15 protein-coding genes are annotated in these 16870 nt (G+C 68.3%); 5 read left to right on the forward strand and 10 right to left on the reverse strand.

Annotated elements, in window-relative coordinates; all coding sequences use genetic code 11:
* Positions 1–11 precede the first annotated feature (11 nt).
* The 4 genes from ACOOGH_RS07845 to ACOOGH_RS07860 all read left to right on the forward strand — a co-directional run bounded on the left by ACOOGH_RS07845 (position 12) and on the right by ACOOGH_RS07860 (position 6890).
* The gene (locus tag ACOOGH_RS07845; RefSeq protein WP_420448384.1) at positions 12–3191 is read left to right on the forward strand and encodes a WD40/YVTN/BNR-like repeat-containing protein; all 3180 of its coding nucleotides are present in this window, start codon (positions 12–14) and stop codon (positions 3189–3191) included.
* A gap of 47 nt (positions 3192–3238) precedes the next feature.
* Entirely contained in the window at positions 3239–4069 is an 831-nt protein-coding gene (locus tag ACOOGH_RS07850) for a DUF1295 domain-containing protein (RefSeq protein WP_420448385.1), read from the forward strand.
* A gap of 107 nt (positions 4070–4176) precedes the next feature.
* Positions 4177–5460 (forward strand): 6-bladed beta-propeller, encoded by a 1284-nt coding sequence (locus ACOOGH_RS07855; protein WP_420448386.1) that lies wholly within the window; start codon positions 4177–4179, stop codon positions 5458–5460.
* Positions 5461–5564: 104 nt separating this feature from the next.
* Positions 5565–6890 (forward strand): hypothetical protein, encoded by a 1326-nt coding sequence (locus tag ACOOGH_RS07860; protein ID WP_420448387.1) that lies wholly within the window; start codon positions 5565–5567, stop codon positions 6888–6890.
* Between the two features lie 13 nt (positions 6891–6903).
* Here the strand turns inward: ACOOGH_RS07860 and ACOOGH_RS07865 are convergent, their stop codons facing one another.
* The 10 genes from ACOOGH_RS07865 to ACOOGH_RS07910 all read right to left on the reverse strand — a co-directional run bounded on the left by ACOOGH_RS07865 (position 6904) and on the right by ACOOGH_RS07910 (position 15470).
* Positions 6904–7245 (reverse strand): DoxX family protein, encoded by a 342-nt coding sequence (locus tag ACOOGH_RS07865; protein WP_420448388.1) that lies wholly within the window; start codon positions 7243–7245, stop codon positions 6904–6906.
* A 115-nt stretch (positions 7246–7360) separates the two neighbouring features.
* A complete protein-coding gene (locus ACOOGH_RS07870) occupies positions 7361–8290 on the reverse strand; it encodes a hypothetical protein (protein ID WP_420448389.1) in 930 nt (309 codons plus the stop codon).
* A gap of 20 nt (positions 8291–8310) precedes the next feature.
* Positions 8311–9090, reverse strand: a complete 780-nt coding sequence (locus tag ACOOGH_RS07875) for a cyclase family protein (RefSeq protein ID WP_420448390.1) — start codon at positions 9088–9090, stop codon at positions 8311–8313.
* A gap of 50 nt (positions 9091–9140) precedes the next feature.
* Entirely contained in the window at positions 9141–10589 is a 1449-nt protein-coding gene (locus tag ACOOGH_RS07880) for a sodium:solute symporter family protein (RefSeq protein ID WP_420448391.1), read from the reverse strand.
* Complete coding sequence (locus ACOOGH_RS07885; RefSeq protein WP_420448392.1) at positions 10586–10792, reverse strand: hypothetical protein; 207 nt, start codon at positions 10790–10792, stop codon at positions 10586–10588. The genes ACOOGH_RS07880 and ACOOGH_RS07885 overlap by 4 nt, the downstream gene beginning before the upstream one ends.
* Positions 10789–11505 (reverse strand): hypothetical protein, encoded by a 717-nt coding sequence (locus tag ACOOGH_RS07890; RefSeq protein ID WP_420448393.1) that lies wholly within the window; start codon positions 11503–11505, stop codon positions 10789–10791. Before ACOOGH_RS07890 ends, ACOOGH_RS07885 begins: the two co-directional genes overlap by 4 nt.
* Before the next feature lie 5 nt (positions 11506–11510).
* The gene (locus ACOOGH_RS07895) at positions 11511–13304 is read right to left on the reverse strand and encodes a M28 family peptidase (protein WP_420448394.1); all 1794 of its coding nucleotides are present in this window, start codon (positions 13302–13304) and stop codon (positions 11511–11513) included.
* Positions 13305–13310: 6 nt separating this feature from the next.
* Entirely contained in the window at positions 13311–13796 is a 486-nt protein-coding gene (locus tag ACOOGH_RS07900) for a BsuPI-related putative proteinase inhibitor (protein WP_420448395.1), read from the reverse strand.
* Positions 13793–14233: a GNAT family N-acetyltransferase gene (locus ACOOGH_RS07905; RefSeq protein ID WP_420448396.1), complete on the reverse strand. Its 441-nt coding sequence runs from the start codon at positions 14231–14233 to the stop codon at positions 13793–13795. Before ACOOGH_RS07905 ends, ACOOGH_RS07900 begins: the two co-directional genes overlap by 4 nt.
* Positions 14234–14279: 46 nt before the next feature.
* A complete protein-coding gene (locus ACOOGH_RS07910; protein ID WP_420448397.1) occupies positions 14280–15470 on the reverse strand; it encodes a N(4)-(beta-N-acetylglucosaminyl)-L-asparaginase in 1191 nt (396 codons plus the stop codon).
* A 174-nt stretch (positions 15471–15644) separates the two neighbouring features.
* Between ACOOGH_RS07910 and ACOOGH_RS07915 the strand changes: the two genes are divergently transcribed.
* Complete coding sequence (locus tag ACOOGH_RS07915; RefSeq protein WP_420448398.1) at positions 15645–16868, forward strand: hypothetical protein; 1224 nt, start codon at positions 15645–15647, stop codon at positions 16866–16868.
* The last annotated feature ends 2 nt before the right edge of the window (positions 16869–16870 follow it).

The raw sequence follows: 16870 nt of genomic DNA on the forward strand, positions 1-16870 counted from the left end.
CAGGAGTAACCATGCAATTCCCTACACGAACCCTTGGCGCACGGGGCGCTCTCGCCTCCCTCATCGCACTCTCCGCTTCGGCGTGGTCGCTCACGGCCCAGGACGCTGCGGACCCGAGCGCACTCCCGGTCGGCGTCGGGACCTCGACTGCCGCGGCGGAGACGGTCGACCCGAGTCTCTTCGGCGGCCTCTCCTTCCGCTTTGTCGGTCCCTCGCGCGGCGGCCGCGTCACGGCGGTCGAGGGTCACCGCTCGCACCCCCACACCTTCTACCAGGGGGCGACCGGGGGCGGCGTGTGGAAGACGACGAACTACGGGATGACGTGGGAGAACATCTCCGATGGATACTTCCGGTCTCCGTCCATCGGCCATATCGAGGTCGCGGATTCGGATCCGAATATCATCTATGTGGGGACGGGCTCCGACGGCATCCGCTCGAACATCATCATCGGCAGAGGCATCCATAAGTCGACGGACGCTGGAGACACGTGGGAACACGTCGGGCTCGAGGACGGGGGCCAGATCGCGTCCGTGAAGGCCCACCCGGACAACCCGGATCTCGTCTATGCGGCCGCGATGGGGAACCCGTTCATCAACAATGAGACGCGGGGCGTCTATCGCTCGTCGAACGGGGGCCTCGACTGGGAGCGCATCCTCTTCACTTCGGATTCCGTCGGGGCGGTGGACCTCGAGTTTCATCCCGCGGACCCCAACGTGATCTACGCCGGGATGTGGCGGGCGCAGCGCCGGCCCTGGTCGATCATCTCCGGGGCAAGCGAGGAGGATGGGATCTGGAAGACGACGGACGGGGGCGACACGTGGCGGCGGGTCACGGCCGGGCTCCCGGACGGACTCATCGGCAAGGTGGACTTCTCCGTCTCGGCGGACATGCCCGACCGCGTCTACGCGCTCGTGGAGGCGCCGGAGCCGATCGAGGGTCTGTACCGCTCGGATGACGCCGGCGAGACGTGGGAGCTGATCAACGACGACCCGCGCAACCAGCTCATGCACCGGCCCTTCTATTTCACGAATATCACCGCGGACCCGACGGACGGGGACGTCGTCTATGTCCTCAACCTCTCCACATGGAAGTCGACGGACGGTGGAGAGACGTTCCGGACGATCCCGAACGTGCACGGGGATGACCACGATCTGTGGATCAACCCGGACGACTCGCGGATCATGGTGCACGGGAGCGACGGCGGCGGGGTCGTGACGCTGGATGGCGGGCAGACGTGGTCGCCGGTCAACAACCAGCCCACCGCGGAACTCTACCAGGTCGATGTGGACGACCGCTTCCCGTATTGGCTCTATGCGGGCCAGCAGGACGATTCCTATACGGTGGCGGTGCCGAGCCGGCAGCCGTCGCTCTCCGCGCCGGGTGGTCCGGACGCATACTGGCGCTCGCCGGGCGGGTGTGAGACCGGGCCTGCCGTGCCGAAGCCGGGCGACCCCGACGTCGTGTACGCGAACTGCAAGGGGCGCTTCGGCGTCTACAACCAGCGCACCGGGCAGGAGCAGCAGTATTACGTCGGCGCGGTGAACATGTACGGGACCAGCCCCGCCAACCTCCCCTACCGCTTCCAGCGCGTCGTGCCCATCGAGGTGTCGCCGCACGATCCGGACCTCGTCTATCACGGTTCGCAATACGTGCACCGCACCAGCGATGGAGGCCGCACGTGGGAGCGGATCTCCCCGGACCTGACCGCGTTCCGTCCCGAGCGGCAGATGGTGTCGGGGGGACCCATCACGCGCGACGCGACGGGGGAGGAACACTATTCCACGCTCTACGTGATCGAGGCTTCGCCGCACGACCCGGACGTGATCTGGACGGGGGCGAACGACGGCCCGGTGTACGTGACGCTGGATGGCGCGGAGTCGTGGGAGAACGTGACGCCGGCGGATATGCCGCCCGAGGGTCGCATCAACTCGATCGACATCTCCCGGCACGACCCGGACAAGGTGTACGTGGCAGGGTACCGCTTCCTGCTCGGCGACTTCAGCCCCTACGTCTACCGGACGGACGACGCCGGGGAGACGTGGATCCGTCTGGCGGACGGGACGAACGGGATCCCTGCGGACGTGCCCGTGCGCGTCGTGCGCGAGGACCCGGACCGTGAGGGACTGCTCTACGCGGGGACGGAATTCGGGCTCTTCATCTCCTTCGACGACGGCGCGACGTGGCAGTCGTTCCAACTCGACCTGCCGGTGACGCCCGTGACGGACATCGAAGTGTACCGGCAGGACCTGGCGCTCTCGACCATGGGCCGGGGCTTCTGGGTGCTGGATGACCTCACCCCGCTGCACGAGATCGGCGCCGACGGAACCGTCGCCGGTGCGGAGGGGGCGCACCTGTTCGCGGGACGGCCCCAGTACCGCACGCGGCCCGGCCGCAACTCCGGCTTCGAGTGGGCGTCGAACACGGCGCGGCCGGACTACCCGGGGGCGGGCGCGGACATCAGCTACTGGATTTCGCCGGACCTGGGACCCGACGAGACGGTGCGGATCGAGATCGTCGACGTGGGCGGCGAGGTGATCCGGTCGTACGCCAGTGGCGGGGGTGGCGGGGCGGCCCGGGCGGGGGGACCGGCGATGCAGCGCATGGCTCCGCGCGGTGGCGGCATACGGGGGGTCTCGTCGGCGCCGGGCGTGCACAGGCTGCGCTGGGACATGCGTTCGCAGGGCTCGGGCCGGGGCGGGCCGATCGTGCCACCGGGAAACTACACCGTTCGCCTCTCGGCGGGCGGCGTGACGACCGAGACCGGGCTCGAACTGCGGATCGACCCGCGGGTGGCGGCGGAAGGCGTGACCATCGCGGACCTCGAGGAGCAGTACCGCTTCAACCTCGCGGTCCGGGAGACACAGGCGGAGGCCCGTGAGGTCGCGAACGGCATCAACGATCTGCGCGAGCGCATCGCCGAGGCGCGCGCGGACGCCGGCGGCGGCCGCAACGAAACGCTCGACGCACTCGCCGAGGAGCTGGCCGAACTCGACGCCAGCGTGAACGACGCGGGGGGCAGCTATCCGCGTCCCATGCTCCTGAGCCAGCTCAACTATCTCGCCGGCATGACCGGGCGGGCCGACCAGGCGCCGGGCGCCGACGCCTACGAGCGGCACGAAGAGCTTCAGGAGGAGGTCCAGGAGGTGAGCGAATGGCTGCAGGCACTGGTGCGGCGACTGACCGCGACCTGAGTCGGACCCCGGGCATGAGGTGAGCCGAACTTGAGAGCGAGGGGAAGATGAATCTGATCGAACACCCGCTGACGGGAACGCCGTTCGGCACCGCGCTCGACCTCTGCCTGATCGTGGCCGCGCTGGTGTGGCTGCTTGGAGTCATCACCCGGGAGTACTCGTGGATCGACCGCCTGTGGTCTCTGTTGCCTCCCGTGTATTGCCTGATGGTGGCTGCCGGGACGGACTTCGCCTCGCCGCGCGTGAACCTCATGACGGCGCTCGTCGTCCTCTGGGGCGCTCGTCTGACCTTCAACTTCGCGCGCAAGGGAGGATATTGGGTCGGCGGAGAGGACTACCGCTGGACCGCCGTGCGGGAGAAGACGGGGCCGGTGGCCATGCAGGTGATGAACCTCACCTTCATCAGCTTCGGGCAGATGCTCCTGATCTGGCTCTTCACCTCACCCATCCACCAGGCGAGCGTGTGGATCGCGACCCCGCTCGGATGGCTGGACTATCTGACCGCTGCCGCGTTCCTCGTGCTGTTCGCCGGCGAGACCGTGGCCGACGAGCAGATGTGGCGCTTCCAGCAGGACAAGAAACGGCGACTCGCGGCGGGCGAAGAGGTCGCGCAGCCGTTCTTCACGTCCGGCCTGTACCGGTACTCCCGCCACCCCAACTACTTCTGTGAGATTTCCATGTGGGTGGTCTTCTACCTCTTCGGCGTCTCGGCGTCCGGGGTGTGGCTCCACTGGACGGGCCTCGGGTTCCTCCTGCTCATCGCACTGTTCATTCCGTCGATGCGGCTCACCGAGCAGATCTCGGCGGCGAAGTACCCCACCTATCGGGAGTACCAGGCGACCACGCCCGTGCTCATGCCCGGACTCGGACGGCGATAGAGGCTGGCCACAACACCCCTTTCCATATCTACTAGTCGTTTAGTAGTGTGGTCCATCGACGCCGGAGTCATCGGGTGTCGGACTATCCTATCCGGAGGTGTGAGTCCATGCGTCCTGCTCTGGCCGCGACTCTTGTTCTGACCACGAACTGCGGTGGTTCGCCTCGCTCGGCCGGGCTCGACAGTCCCGATTTCTCGATCGAGCCATCGGTGGAGACCGTCTACACCGTGGGCGCCCTCGACGGCGCACCCTGGGAGACCTTCGGGAACATATCGAGCCTGGCGTTCGACGCTGACGCTACCCTCTTCATTCTCGATGAGAGCGCCGGGCACGTCGTGGCGATCGACTCCTCGGGCGGGTACATGCGGACCATCTCGAGGCAGGGCGAAGGGCCGGGAGAGCTGGCCCGGCCCGAAGGGCTGGCCCTGTTCTCCGATGGACGCATCGGCGTCATGGACTACGCGAAGGTCGGGCTGCAGATGTTCAAGCGCGACGGCGCGTTCCTCGACGCGATCCGGTTCGAGGCCGGAGAGGGGATCCCGGGGACTCCGTTCTTTCCGATGCCCGACCACAGCCTCGTGACGGGCGAGGTCTTTCGCCGCACCGTGAGCGATGGATCCGGCGAAGGCCGCCCGATCATGCGCTTCCGACCCGACGGGAGCGGAGAGCTGCTCTACGCCGCCTGGCCCGGTCCTCCGGTCGACGATTCGCGACTCGAAGACGTTCAGTCCGGGGCGATCTTCGTGCAACTGCGTCCGATCCAGGCTTTTCCGCCTCCGCTCGAGCTGGCCGCGCTTCGGGATGGCCGAGTCGTCATCGTCGACTCTGTCGGATACCGGATCAGGATCCTTGCCCCGGATGGCCCGGAAGGAGCAGCGCTCACGACGCTCGACCGCCCGCTGGTTCCGGTCGAGGTCACGGATCGGGTCCGCGACGCCGAACGTGAACGGCGGCTTGCGTTGCTGGATTCCGAGGAGATTCCCCAGGACGTGCTGTTGGAGGGCATTTCCACGGTAATCATCCAGCCCCCGAGCGGATCCTCCGGCCCGCCCGATCCGGCGGCCCTGGAAGCGTCCCTGCGCGACACGTACCGGCGGCAGATCGGAAACATGGTGTTCCCCGCGGAGATCCCGGTCATCGCGAGGATCGCCGTGGACTGGAGCGACCGCATCTGGGTCCAGCGCACGGCGCTTCCCGGCGAACCCGGTCCCACCGACATTCTCACCTCGGATGGACGCTACCTCGGGACGATCGCGCCCGAGGGGCCGCGGATCCCCGCCGCGTTCGGGCCGGGCGGCCTGCTGGCCTACATCGAGACCGATGAACTCGGCGTCCAGCGCGTCCGCGTCGCCCGCCTCGCGGCGGATGAACTGCTGGACGGCACCCCATGATTCCGGCTGTGGGCAACCGTTGCTCCGGCCTCCACTGTCACAGCCGGTGTCCGCCCCGCGTTCTGATTCGTCGGCGTCGCATTCGTCACCTGGAAGGAAGCCTCATGCGCAACATCCGCAGCCGCACGCGTCACGTCGTCCTTATCGCCTTCCCGCTCGCGGCCGCTGCTTGCGGCGGGGACGGGGATCCCGCCACCGCCGGGCTCGACAGCCCGGACATCCTCCTCCAGCCCGATGTGGAGGAAGTCTACACCGTCGGTGTACTGGATGGCGCCGCATGGGAGATGTTCGGCAGCGTGAGGGGCGTCGCCTTCGGGGAGGACGGCTCACTTCTTGTCCTCGACAATGACGCGGGGCACATCGTCGTCGTCGATCCGGCCGGCCAGTTCGTCCGTACCATCTCCAACAAGGGAGAGGGGCCCGGGGAACTCAACCAGGCGGTAGGTCTGGCGGTGCTCGGCGATGGGCGCATCGCCGTCAACGACATGAATCGGGGGATAAAGGTCTTCAGTCGCGAGGGTGAATCCCTCCAGGAGGCCGGCTTCACTTTCCAGACCGGGATGCCCGGCTCGCGGATGTACGCCATGCCGGACCACAGCCTCCTCTCCGCAGGGATGATCAGCCGATCGTTCGGCGCGTTCCTGGGAGGGACGGATGAAGAGGAGGAGCCGGAAGGCCGACCCATCGGGCGGTTCCGCCTCGACGGCACGCAGGACGAATTCCATTTGGCCTGGGCGGGGCCACCCGTCGAGGACACAGACACTCAGACGGGAGACACGCGGATCATCATGTCCGGGATGGAGGCCTTCCCTTTGCCCCTGAGCTTCGGCGTACTCGGAGACGGCCGCGTCGTCTTGGCCGATTCGGTCGGCTATCGGATCAAGATCCTCGATGCCTCGGGTCAGGTGATGGGCACGCTCGAGCGGCCTATCGCGTCGGTCGCCGTGACCGACGAGATCCGGGATGGGGAGCGCGAACGCCGGCTCGCCTCCCTGGCCGAGGGCGGGAGCGGAGGCGGCGGAGGCGGGGTAGCGACCACCATGATCATCTCGGGCACGGTTTCGGCGGGAGCGGGCGGCGGACGCCCGAGCGGTCCCGACCCGGATGCGATGCGCCGCATGCGTGAAGATCGGATCGCGAACATGGCCTTTCCCGCGGAGGTGCCGGTCATCTCGAGGCTCGCCGTGGACCGGAGCGGGCGGATCTGGGTCCAGCGCACGGCCCTGATGGGCGAGTCCGGCCCCACGGACATTCTCACCGCGGATGGGCAGTACTTCGGCACCATCGCCCCCGACGGGCTCCGCATCCCGGCCGCGTTCGGACCGGATGGCCTGCTGGCCTACATAGACCGGGACGAACTCGACATTCAGCGCGTCCGCGTGATCCGGCTCGTGGGTGACCAGCTGCTGGAGACCGCCGGAGGCGACTGACCGAACAACATCTCTAGCGTGAGCTCTTCGCCACGAAGAGAGCCAGAATCAGCGCCACGGCCGGAACCGCGGCCGGCCCCGCCGCCCCCGCCCTCACGAGGGTATAGATTGCCCCCGCCATGATCGGGATCACGACGACAGCCGCCAGGAACCGCGTCGGACGCCGCAGGAATCCAACCCCCGCCAGCACCTCCACGACGCCGATCAGGTACTGGAACCACGCCGGGTAGCCCCACACCGAGAACTGGTCGACCATCATCCCGGCGACCTTCATCCCTCCGTTGAGGAGGAAGAGCAGCGCGAGCAGAATCGACGCCACCTTCACGGCCTTGCCTGCGTTTCCGTTGTCCGCCACTGGACGCTCCTCGTGTTGGGATACGTGGTCCGGCCCGTCGTCGAGCCTTCAACCTTGGTCCAACCCTGATCTATTGCCAGACCGCTGGCCTCGACGTTCCCGCGGGAACGTGCGGTCACGTCTCGCGTTCGCCGCCCGCGGCATCCTCCTCCCTGTGAGAGTCGAGCACGAGCGCGCGGTTCAGGGCATAACTTGCGGGCAGCCAGACTCCGTCGTCATCGCGGCTCGCGAGCCGCTTGCCGAAGTTCTGCGCACGCTGTGTCGAGCGTTCGCAGCGCAGGAAGGAAGCCTGTTCATCCGATTCCCTCTCGCTTCGTTCAGCGTCCGTCTCATCGTCGCTGCTGAGGAAGAGGGGGCCCGTCATCCTGTCGGCCGCGGCCAGGCGCAGACCCACCCAGCGCAGGAGCAGGTCGGGATCCTCCTCTGAATCGAGGGATCCCTCCGCCAACCGCGCCTCCCGGATCCCTTCCCATTCCACCCACAGTGCCGCCCCCCAGCCGTCGTTGTAGGCGGCGATCACCGCATCCCGGAGCGAGCCCGCTCGATGTTGATCGCGTCCCGTGTCCCAGTGCATGAGGCCGGAAAGGAAACCCGCCATGACCGAGTACCGGTGCAGGTCGCCGCTGTCCCGCGCCTGCCGGCTCTCGTTGAGGACGGCGAGCATCTGCAGGTAACCCGAATCCCAGTCGATGTCCTCGGCAACGGCTGCTCCTTCATCCGGATCTCCGCCCGACCGCGACCGGCTCTGGACGACGGTTCTGATCTCGTGGGTCCTGTCCAGGTCGCGGAGTTCGAGGGCGTCGGAGATGTCGTCGAACAGGGCTTCGGAATCCGTTCCCGCGAAGCGGCCGGAAAACGCGATGCCTCCCGCTTCCCCGAGGTGAAAGATCCCCCGCTTCACCGCACCGTGCGCGTCCGGGGCTTTCGTGGATTCCGGGACCTCGTCTTGCGCGAGATCCAGCCAGAAGAGGCCCTGATCCAGCGCCTTCAGGACCTTTCGGTAGGTCGATCGCCGCTGCTCGGCGTAGTCCGGGGCTCCGCCCATCGTGCCTTCCTCGCCGCCGATTACGCCGGAGCCAGGGCGATGACGCGCAGCGGGCTGCCGCTCCCGTCCACGATCTTTAGCGGCGCCGCGATCACCACCGCGCCCGTCGGCGGCAGCTGGTCGAGGTTGCACAGGCTCGCGAGGCCGAACCTCCCCGCCCCGTGCATGATCCCGTGGTTGGGGAACGGCGGGTCAAACCCACCCGCTTGGCCCGCATCGGTGCCGACCGTCTCCACGCCGACCCCTAGCACGGCGCGCTCATGGGCCAGCAGCGCCGACGTCTCCTGGTGAAAGCCGGGCGAGTGCGGACCGTCTTCCGCCACGTTGAGGAACGCCTCTTTCCCTTCCCTCCGGCTCCACCCCGTGCGCAGGAAGACCCAGGCGCCCTCCGGCACGCGTCCGTGCTCCGCCTCCCACGCCTCCAGCCCCTCGGTCGTGAGCAGGAAGTCGGGGTCCGCCTCGACCTCCGCCTCCACGTCGATCACACATGCCGGGCCGACGAACTTGCCCGGGGGGATCGTGTCCGTCGTCCCATCGGGCACGTCTTTCCCGGTCACCCAGTGAATCGGAGCGTCGAAGTGCGTCCCCGTGTGCTCTCCGAGCGTGAGGTTGTTCCAGTACCAGCCCGGCCCGTCGTCGTCATATCTCGAGATCTGGTCGATCGTCACGCCCTTCGAAGGCGCGAACATCGGCGGCAAGTCGATCACCACCGTTTCGGGCCCGAGCGGGATCGTGAGATCCACCACCCGGACCGTCCCGGCATTCAGTTCGTCGACAAGTCGTGTCAGAACGTCGGACATATGAGGTCTCTCCCTGCGTTCGTGGACCGGCGGTTCACTTTTTCCCCGGTTCACTTTTTTCCGAAGAACGGCTCCAGCGTCTGGCCGGGGTTCGGTTTCGTCATCAGCGATACCATGAAGAAGAGGATGAGGCTCGCGCCGACCCCCAATTCGACGGAATCTATCCCGTAGAGCGGGAAATAATGCTCCTGGAACCAGAGCGTCCAGACCAGACACGCGAGGAAGCCTCCGATCATGGAGGCGACCGCGCCCTTCGCCGTCCCCCGCCGCCAGTTGAGGCCGATGACGATGGGGACGAAGAAGAAGGAGGCGATGAACTTCGCCTGTTCAAGGACGATTCCCTGCACGTCTCCCAGCTTCTGGAGCGCGAAGAAGAGGGGGATGAGGGAGAGGACGACGATTGCCACCCGGTTCGCGTTGACGAGATGCTTCTGGCTCGCGTCGGGGCGGATGAACTTCCCGTACAGGTCGTGGGCGACGCCGGCGCCCGTGACGAGGAGGATCGAGTTCACGGTGGACATGATCGCCGACAGCATGGCGACGAGCAGAAGCGCGCCCACCACGGGAGGCAGCACGTGGAGGGCCATGGTGGCGGTGGCCTGGTCCTGGGAGGGGAGGTTCGGGAACAGCACCCGCATGAGCATGCCGATCGACATGATGCTCGTCGCGATGACGACCTGGAAGCCGATCGCCACGAAGATCGCCTTTCGCACCGTGCGCTCGTCGCGCATCGAGTAGAAGCGGGTGAGTTCGTACGGCGCCGCCGCGATCGAGAGCCCGAACGCGATCGCGAAGGCGAGGAGTTCCCGCGGCGAGTAGTACCAGCCCACGAGACGGTCATCGAGCGTGTCGAGGAACCCGAGCGACCGTTCCACTGCCGCGAGCGGGCTGCCGCCGCCCACCTGGTTGAGGAGGACCGGGACGGCGACGATGAGCGCCGCCACCATGATCATCGTCTGCAGAAAGTCGATGTAGGAACTCGAGCGCACGCCGCCGAGGAGCGTGTAGAGCGCGGTCGAGGCGACGATGATGAGCATCGCGGTGAGCGGGCGGATCCCGAACACGACCTCCGCGATCTCGCCGCCCGCCTGGAACTGCGCCACGAGATAGATCGTGTAGGCGACGACGATGAGGACGCCGGCGAGCGCTCCCGCCTTCGGGCTGCCGTAGCGGGCGGAGATGTAGTCGGGGACGGTGAGCGCGCCGAGACGCCGGAGCTTGGGGGCGACGAAGAAGGCGCACACGAGCCAGCCGGTCCACAGGCCGAGCCACGGGAAGACCCAGGAGACGCCGGCCAGGTAGTGGCGGCCGGCGGTGCCGACGAAGGTGCCGGCCGAAATCTGCGTGGCGGCGAGGACGGCGCCGCCCACGATGGGGCCGATCGAGCGGCCGGCGGCGAGGAAGTCGACTTCGGTCTCGGTCTTGAAGTAGCTCCAGATCGCGATGCCCATGATGACGGCCACGTAGACGCCGAGCACGACGAAGAAGATGTCGCTCATTGCGGCCCTCCGGGCCCTTCGCGGCCGCCGTGATCCGCGGTCTCCCCGGGTTCGGACGGCGATCCGCCGCGTTCTGAACGCTGCGCGACGACTTCGGCCCAGCGGCGGTCCAGTTCGTCGTCGGCGCGGATGGTCTTCCGGAAGAGGAGGATCACGGTGAGACCGAGGGCGAAGAAGCCCGCCGCGATGAGGATGATCTTCATCGGGCGGCTCCGGCACGCCCGCGACGGACCCGCGCGTTTCGCCACGTCCAGATCGCGCCGGTCAGCAGCAGCGCGAGGACCGTGAAGTCGGCGACGCGCGCGAACGAGAGTGGGCCGCCGCGCGACAGCCGGAGCAGCCCCGGCACACTGGACACGGTGGCCGTGACGACGCCATCGCCGGCCCGGATGAAGCGCGGCAGGCTGGTGGCGAGGTCCAGCGCGTCGAGCACGTCCGGATCCCCCTCCAGCCGAATCAGCCACGGCGCCGTGACCTCCTGGACGACGGTCTGCTCGGCCTCCCGGCCGGCCACGAAGAGGGGGACCCGGTCCAGCCGCCCCCGCACCAGATTGCTGACCGCGTAGGACACGGCGACCGGGGCGTCCGAGGCCACATCGATCCGGTACGCTCCGTCCACCGGGGTCAGGGCTACATCGGCGCCGGACAGCGGCTCGCCGTCCCGCTCCGTCTCCGCCAGCGACAGGCTCTGGTGCTCGATCCGAATCGCGAACGCCCGCACCGCGCCGTCCTCCGGCATGAGACCCTGCCGGACGTGGGCCACACCGTCGGCATCGAGCCGGACAAACACTGTGTCCGTCGTCTGCGCCGCGGCGGGGGCCGCGACAGGCAGGCCCGGCAGCGCGGCCAACGCGGACAACACCGCCAGCATCGCCAGCGCCCGGGGGCACGCCGGTTTCCGGCTCGCGCGTCGCACGTGCGTCAGCTCGCCGGCGCCGATGCCGCCAACTGCGCCAGCACGCGTTCCACCGCCCGGGCCGCCTCATGAAACCCGTTCGCGACGTGGTTCGCCTCGCGACGCAGTTCGTTCAGGAGGAAGGGCAGCATCTCGGAGTTCGCGTCCGCGAGGCCGGACAACTCCGTCACCCCGGCCAGCCGCGGGATCGGCGTCCGGGGCAGCGCGGGATCGTGGTCGAACGCCCCCCCTTCCGCGTAGCCGATCGGCACCAGAATCCGCGACAGGTCGAGGAACAACTCGTTCACCGCGGCAACGGCCGCCGGATTCGGTTCTCCCGCCCCCACGGCGGAGTACATGCCCTCCAGCGCGGCCCCGAGCCTCTCGAGTTCGGTGCGGACCGCGCTCAGGTCCAGCAGCTCCCCGGCGGCCTCCACGTATTCGTCGACGAACCCCGCCAGTTCGGAAACGGTTTCGCGGAAGTCGTACGGGAGGATCCGCGAGTTGAGCACGCGCGCGATCGAGGCCACGTAGACGCCCAGGTCGCGCTCGAGGTTCGCGCGCTCGGCCACGCCCATGTGGTCGTCTTCCGTGTGCCACGCGATGTTGCCGCCGCAGCCGCCCGTCGGGTAGAAGCCTAGCGCCGCGCGCTCGTCCGCCGGGATGTTGGAGAGCAGCATGTAGAACGAGGTGAGGCCGATCTGATTGAAGGAATAGTCGCCGGCCCGCAGCGGCCGCAGCCGCCTGGCGGTCTTTCCCGTGACGTCGGCGATCGCGCGCGCGCACAGCGGGCCCGCCTCGGCCATCCACATCACGTCGTCGTACTCCGTCGCGTGCCAGCAGCCCGGCGAGTCGATGTTGATCGCGCCCACGCAGCGCTGGCGCAGTTCCAGCGCGTGCGTGTCGGCATACCAGGTCGAGCCGCCGTAGCGCCCGGTCGAGTGCGCCGGCCACCAGGCAATGCGCAGCGAGCGCTTCAACCGACCCGCCTCCGCGTGGAAGATGCGCGCCAGTTCCAGCAGCGTCGCGTCCCCCACCGCGTTGTCGCCGATCCCGACGTCCCACGAGTCGTAGTGCCCGTGCACGAGCATGAACTCGTCCGACGCCCCCGCGATATGCGCCACCGGGAGCTTGCACGGATACCAGCCCTCTTCCAGCCGGACCTCCAGCCGGACGGTCTCGCCCACCGCCTCCTTCAGCCGCTCACCATCAGGGTTGTTCACCGCGACCGCGGGCGTCCCCGGCTTCGTGCCGAGGTTCCTGGTCGTCGGCGTGCCCCAGATCGACGTGCAGATCCCCCAGTGGATGTTCCGCCCGGGGTTGATGAAGATCTGTCCCGCCGCCCCCGCCGCCTCGAACGCGGACACCATGCCTGGCATCGCGTATCCCTCGCTGAGCACGATCTTGCCGGCCACATCGGGCAGGTCGTCGCCGAGCCGTTTCGCGAACAGGTCGCGTTGCCCCGTCGCGGCCGCGGCGGGGACGTACACCAGCTCCCCTTCCAGCCCCCCATCCGCGGTAGGCACCGCGAAGGACGGCGGTTTGGCCCGAATCGACCCGCCACGCCACTCCACCGAGGACTCGCGGGGAAGCGAGAGGTAGAGATCGGGCTCGTGCATCTCGAAGGGCACGCCCAGCCGACTCAGTTCGGCGGCGATGTACTCCGCGGCGACGTGCTCCTCCTCGCTCCCGGACTCTCGCACGAGGGTCGAGAAGCGCTCGAGCAGGGACCACCCCGCATCGAAGGAGACGGCCCGCAGGAGGTCGGGCTCGAGGGCGTCGGGGCCCGTGGCGAGCCCTGCCGGCGTCGTGTCGCTCAATGGTCGCTATCTCCGGGGAAGGACGGTGAGGGTGGCCTCAATGGTGTGAGGCTCGACCGTGGTAAGTGTGGCGAGGACGCGGTAGACACCGGCCGGCAGGCCGGCTTCGATTGTCGCGGTCCAGTTCAGCGAGGCACCGGGGTCGAGCGTCTCGCGTCCCAGAACCTGAGCGAAGAACATGCCCTCCGCCCATTGCCAGACGACGGCCCCACCCTCCGAGATCACCTCGAAGTCGTAGCGTTGGCCGTCGGGGAAATCGAGGACGAGGGGGGCCTGGCCTTCGTTGGTGCCGGCCAGTTCCAGGACGATGGGTGCGGCGTCCCTCGGCGGCTCGTCGCCGGTCGAGAGCGACAGTCGCAACTCCTGCCCGGACTCCCCATCTCCGTCCGCGGGTCCCGTCGCCGATCCGGCCGCGCAGGCGAAGGCCGCCAGCAGAGGCAGCAGCACCGCCGGGGCCACCGCGCGCACCGAGGTATTCGCCCGGGAGATCACACCGACAACTCGTAGTGGTCGGTGCCGTCGAGCGCCCAGCCCAGGTCCTCGTACAGCCTCTTCGCAGGGGCGTTGTGGGATTCCGTCTCGAGGATGAGGCCCTTGGCCCCGGTCTCGACGGCGAGTTCCCGCGCCCGGTCCATGAGAGCGCGCGCGACCCCGGACCGGCGGGCGTCCGGCGCGACGAAGAGGTCGTTGAGGATCCAGAGCCGCTTCATCGACACGGACGAGAAGGACGGGAAGAGTTGCACGAATCCCAGCGGCCAGCCGTCCGCCGTCTCGGCCACGAAGACGCGCGACTCGCCCGCCCCCAAGCGCTCGGCGAGGAACCGGCGGGCGCCGTCCAGATCCGCCGGCTGGCGGTAGAACTGCCGGTACCCGTCGAACAGCGGCGCGAGGCGGTCCACATCCTCGAGTCCCGCTTCCCTGACGACCACGGTCACTTCGGACGCGCCGGACGCGGAGTCCGGGTCGGGTGCCTCGTCAGTCGGCGACGCTCACCCCCTCGTACGTCTGGATCCCGTCCGCGTTCGCCACCGTCATGCGGGGCGGCGTGTCGCGGAAGGGCATCCACGCGCAGCCATGGTCCCCGTCCTTGTTGATCGCGACGAACTTCTCGGACGGTATGAAGTCCGGGGCCACGTTCCGGTACTTGTGCCGGATCATCCCGACAGCGTCCTCGCACGCCTGCTGCGGCGTGCGGCCCGCACCCATCCGCGACACGATGTAGTAGCCCGCGCACGACTTGATCACATCTTCCCCGCGACCCGTGACGGCGGCCGCGCCGATGTCGTTGTCGACGTAAAGGCCGGCGCCGATGATCGGCGAATCGCCTACCCGGCCCGGGACCTTCCACGCCAGGCCGCTCGTCGTCGTGATGCCGGAGACGTTCCCCTGCGCGTCGACGGCGAGCACGTTCGTCGTCCCGTAGCGGTGGATGAGGGCCTCAGCCAGGACGTAGTCGCGGTCGGGGCCGTCGCGGCCGGGCAGATCGAGCAGTTCCGCCCACTCCTCCGCCTCGCGCCGGACGGCGTCTTCGCCGAAACCGGTGCGAGCCATGCCCCCGCCGCCGGAGCCGCCGCCGGGACGCCGGAGGTGGTCCGGGGGACCCCAGTCGTCCCTGTCCGAGAGCCCCTCGCGCCAACGGAGCCAGATCTCACGGGACTTCGGCGTCATGAGGTCTTGAACCTCGAAACCGAAGCCGACCGCGAAGCGCTGGGCGTACTCGCCGATCAGCATGACGTGATCCGTGCGCTCCATGACGAGCCGGGCCACCGAGGCCGGGGTGCGGATCCCCTCGATGCCAGCCACGGAACCGGCGTTGTACGTGACCCCATCCATGACGGACGCGTCGAGTTGCACGACCCCGTCCGCGTTCGGGAGGCCGCCCCAGCCGACGCTGGTCTCATCGGGGTCCAGTTCGATGATGTTCGCCCCGCGCTCGACGGCGTCCATCGCCGTGCCGCCGCCCGACAGGATCTGCCACGCCGCCGTGGCAGCACGCCGCCCGGTATCGTTGGTATGGCTGGTGATCATCATCGGCGTCTGCGCGCGTCCGCTCGACGCCAGCGCCGGCCGCGCACCGCCCGCCGCGGCGCGCGCAGGCACGGCACCCGCGACGGCCGCAGCCGCGCCCAGACTCAGGCCACGACCGATGAAACCACGACGATTCATCTCGGACATCTCATCCCCCGTTCCTGATGTGAGTCTTCCCTGCCCCAAACTGGCGCGACATCGGTATCTCCCGCCAGCGTTCGGGCGGAAGCCGCGCCGGCGTGCGCGCAACGGTTCGGGGACTTCAGCGTGTCGACCCCACAGACGACCGTTCGATTGGCTTGAGGAGGCCGCATGAACCGCCGCGCCACAGCGGGGCTGCTGTCCTGCATTCTGACCGGTGCCGCGACCGCGTGCGAGGCGGATTCACCGCCCCCATCGGGACCGTCCGTCCGCGACAGTGCCGGGATCCGAATCGTCGAATACGAGACGGCGCCGGAGCCCGCCAGCCCCTTCACCTTCTCGTCGCCGCCGCTCTACAGGTACGGCGCCGGACTCGAAGACTACGCCTTTCAGAGCATCTGGAGGGGTGTGCTGCTCTCGGACGGCAGCGCCGCCGTGGCCGACGCTTTCAATCGGGAAATCGTCCTGCTCGAATCGGACGGGACCTTCCGGGGACTTCTCGCGGGTCCCGGAGACGGACCCGGCGACATCGACATGGTCGGCGGACTCCTGCCCGCCGGGGGCGACACCCTGCTTCTCGAAGATTTCGGGCATGCGCGCCTTACGCTGTTCGTCGGCGGCGCAGCGGTCCGCGAAGTGGATACGCGCTTCCTGAACCGGAGTCTGAGGGTGGAGGGCCTGAACGCCGAAGGGCAGGCTCTGATGACGAGCGGGAGTTACCGGCGCGGCTTCCGGGAGCCGTGGCTTCAGGGGCACATGGTCCGCTTCGACATGGACGCCGGTGTGCTCGACACGGTCGCGGCGTACGACTGGGTTCCGTCATCGCCGGAAGATGGACCGAGGAATCCCTTCATGCCGGGCGGGGTGGTGACTGTCTCGCGGGGAAGGTTCGTGTACCTGCGGGACGACACGCCCGAGATCGTGTGGCGCAACTCCAACGGGACGATCCACCAGATCGTGCGGTGGCATCGGGCACCAGCCTACCCCGACGAAGAGGACTGGCGGGCGTTCACCACCTCGCTGAGGATCCGACTCCGCACGGTGAACCCGCAGATCCAGTCCGAGGCGGAGTTCGAAGAGATGGTGGCGCGCGTCTTCGCCGACTACGAACTGGTACCGGACGAGCCTCTTCCCCTGGTGAGCCAGCTCTTCGGCGACCGGGAAGGCCGCGTCTGGCTCGGGCACTGGACCGCCGATGCTGCACTCAACGGCGTAACCCTCTATTCGATTCTCGCGGACGACGGGCGCTGGCTCGGCGAAGTCCAGCTACCGGAGCGGGTCCGGATTCTCGATGTCGCGGGGGGCCGTGCACTCGGTGTGTTCAGGGACGAACTGGGCGTCGAGAGCGTGGTTCTCTACGAACTGCTCTCCGCTGAATCGGAGGACGACGCGTAGGC

Origin of the sequence: Candidatus Palauibacter sp., assembly GCF_965213655.1 — a bacterium.
Lineage (GTDB): Bacteria > Gemmatimonadota > Gemmatimonadetes > Palauibacterales > Palauibacteraceae > Palauibacter.

Bases quoted from the DNA above. Each gene is read 5' to 3' on its own strand.
- ACOOGH_RS07845 (WP_420448384.1), top strand. From the start codon at position 12: ATGCAATTCCCTACACGAACCCTTGGCGCACGGGGCGCTCTCGCCTCC.
- ACOOGH_RS07850 (WP_420448385.1), top strand. From the start codon at position 3,239: ATGAATCTGATCGAACACCCGCTGACGGGAACGCCGTTCGGCACCGCG.
- ACOOGH_RS07855 (WP_420448386.1), top strand. From the start codon at position 4,177: ATGCGTCCTGCTCTGGCCGCGACTCTTGTTCTGACCACGAACTGCGGT.
- ACOOGH_RS07860 (WP_420448387.1), top strand. From the start codon at position 5,565: ATGCGCAACATCCGCAGCCGCACGCGTCACGTCGTCCTTATCGCCTTC.
- ACOOGH_RS07870 (WP_420448389.1), bottom strand. From the start codon at position 8,290: ATGGGCGGAGCCCCGGACTACGCCGAGCAGCGGCGATCGACCTACCGA.
- ACOOGH_RS07875 (WP_420448390.1), bottom strand. From the start codon at position 9,090: ATGTCCGACGTTCTGACACGACTTGTCGACGAACTGAATGCCGGGACG.
- ACOOGH_RS07880 (WP_420448391.1), bottom strand. From the start codon at position 10,589: ATGAGCGACATCTTCTTCGTCGTGCTCGGCGTCTACGTGGCCGTCATC.
- ACOOGH_RS07885 (WP_420448392.1), bottom strand. From the start codon at position 10,792: ATGAAGATCATCCTCATCGCGGCGGGCTTCTTCGCCCTCGGTCTCACC.
- ACOOGH_RS07910 (WP_420448397.1), bottom strand. From the start codon at position 15,470: ATGAATCGTCGTGGTTTCATCGGTCGTGGCCTGAGTCTGGGCGCGGCT.
- ACOOGH_RS07915 (WP_420448398.1), top strand. From the start codon at position 15,645: ATGAACCGCCGCGCCACAGCGGGGCTGCTGTCCTGCATTCTGACCGGT.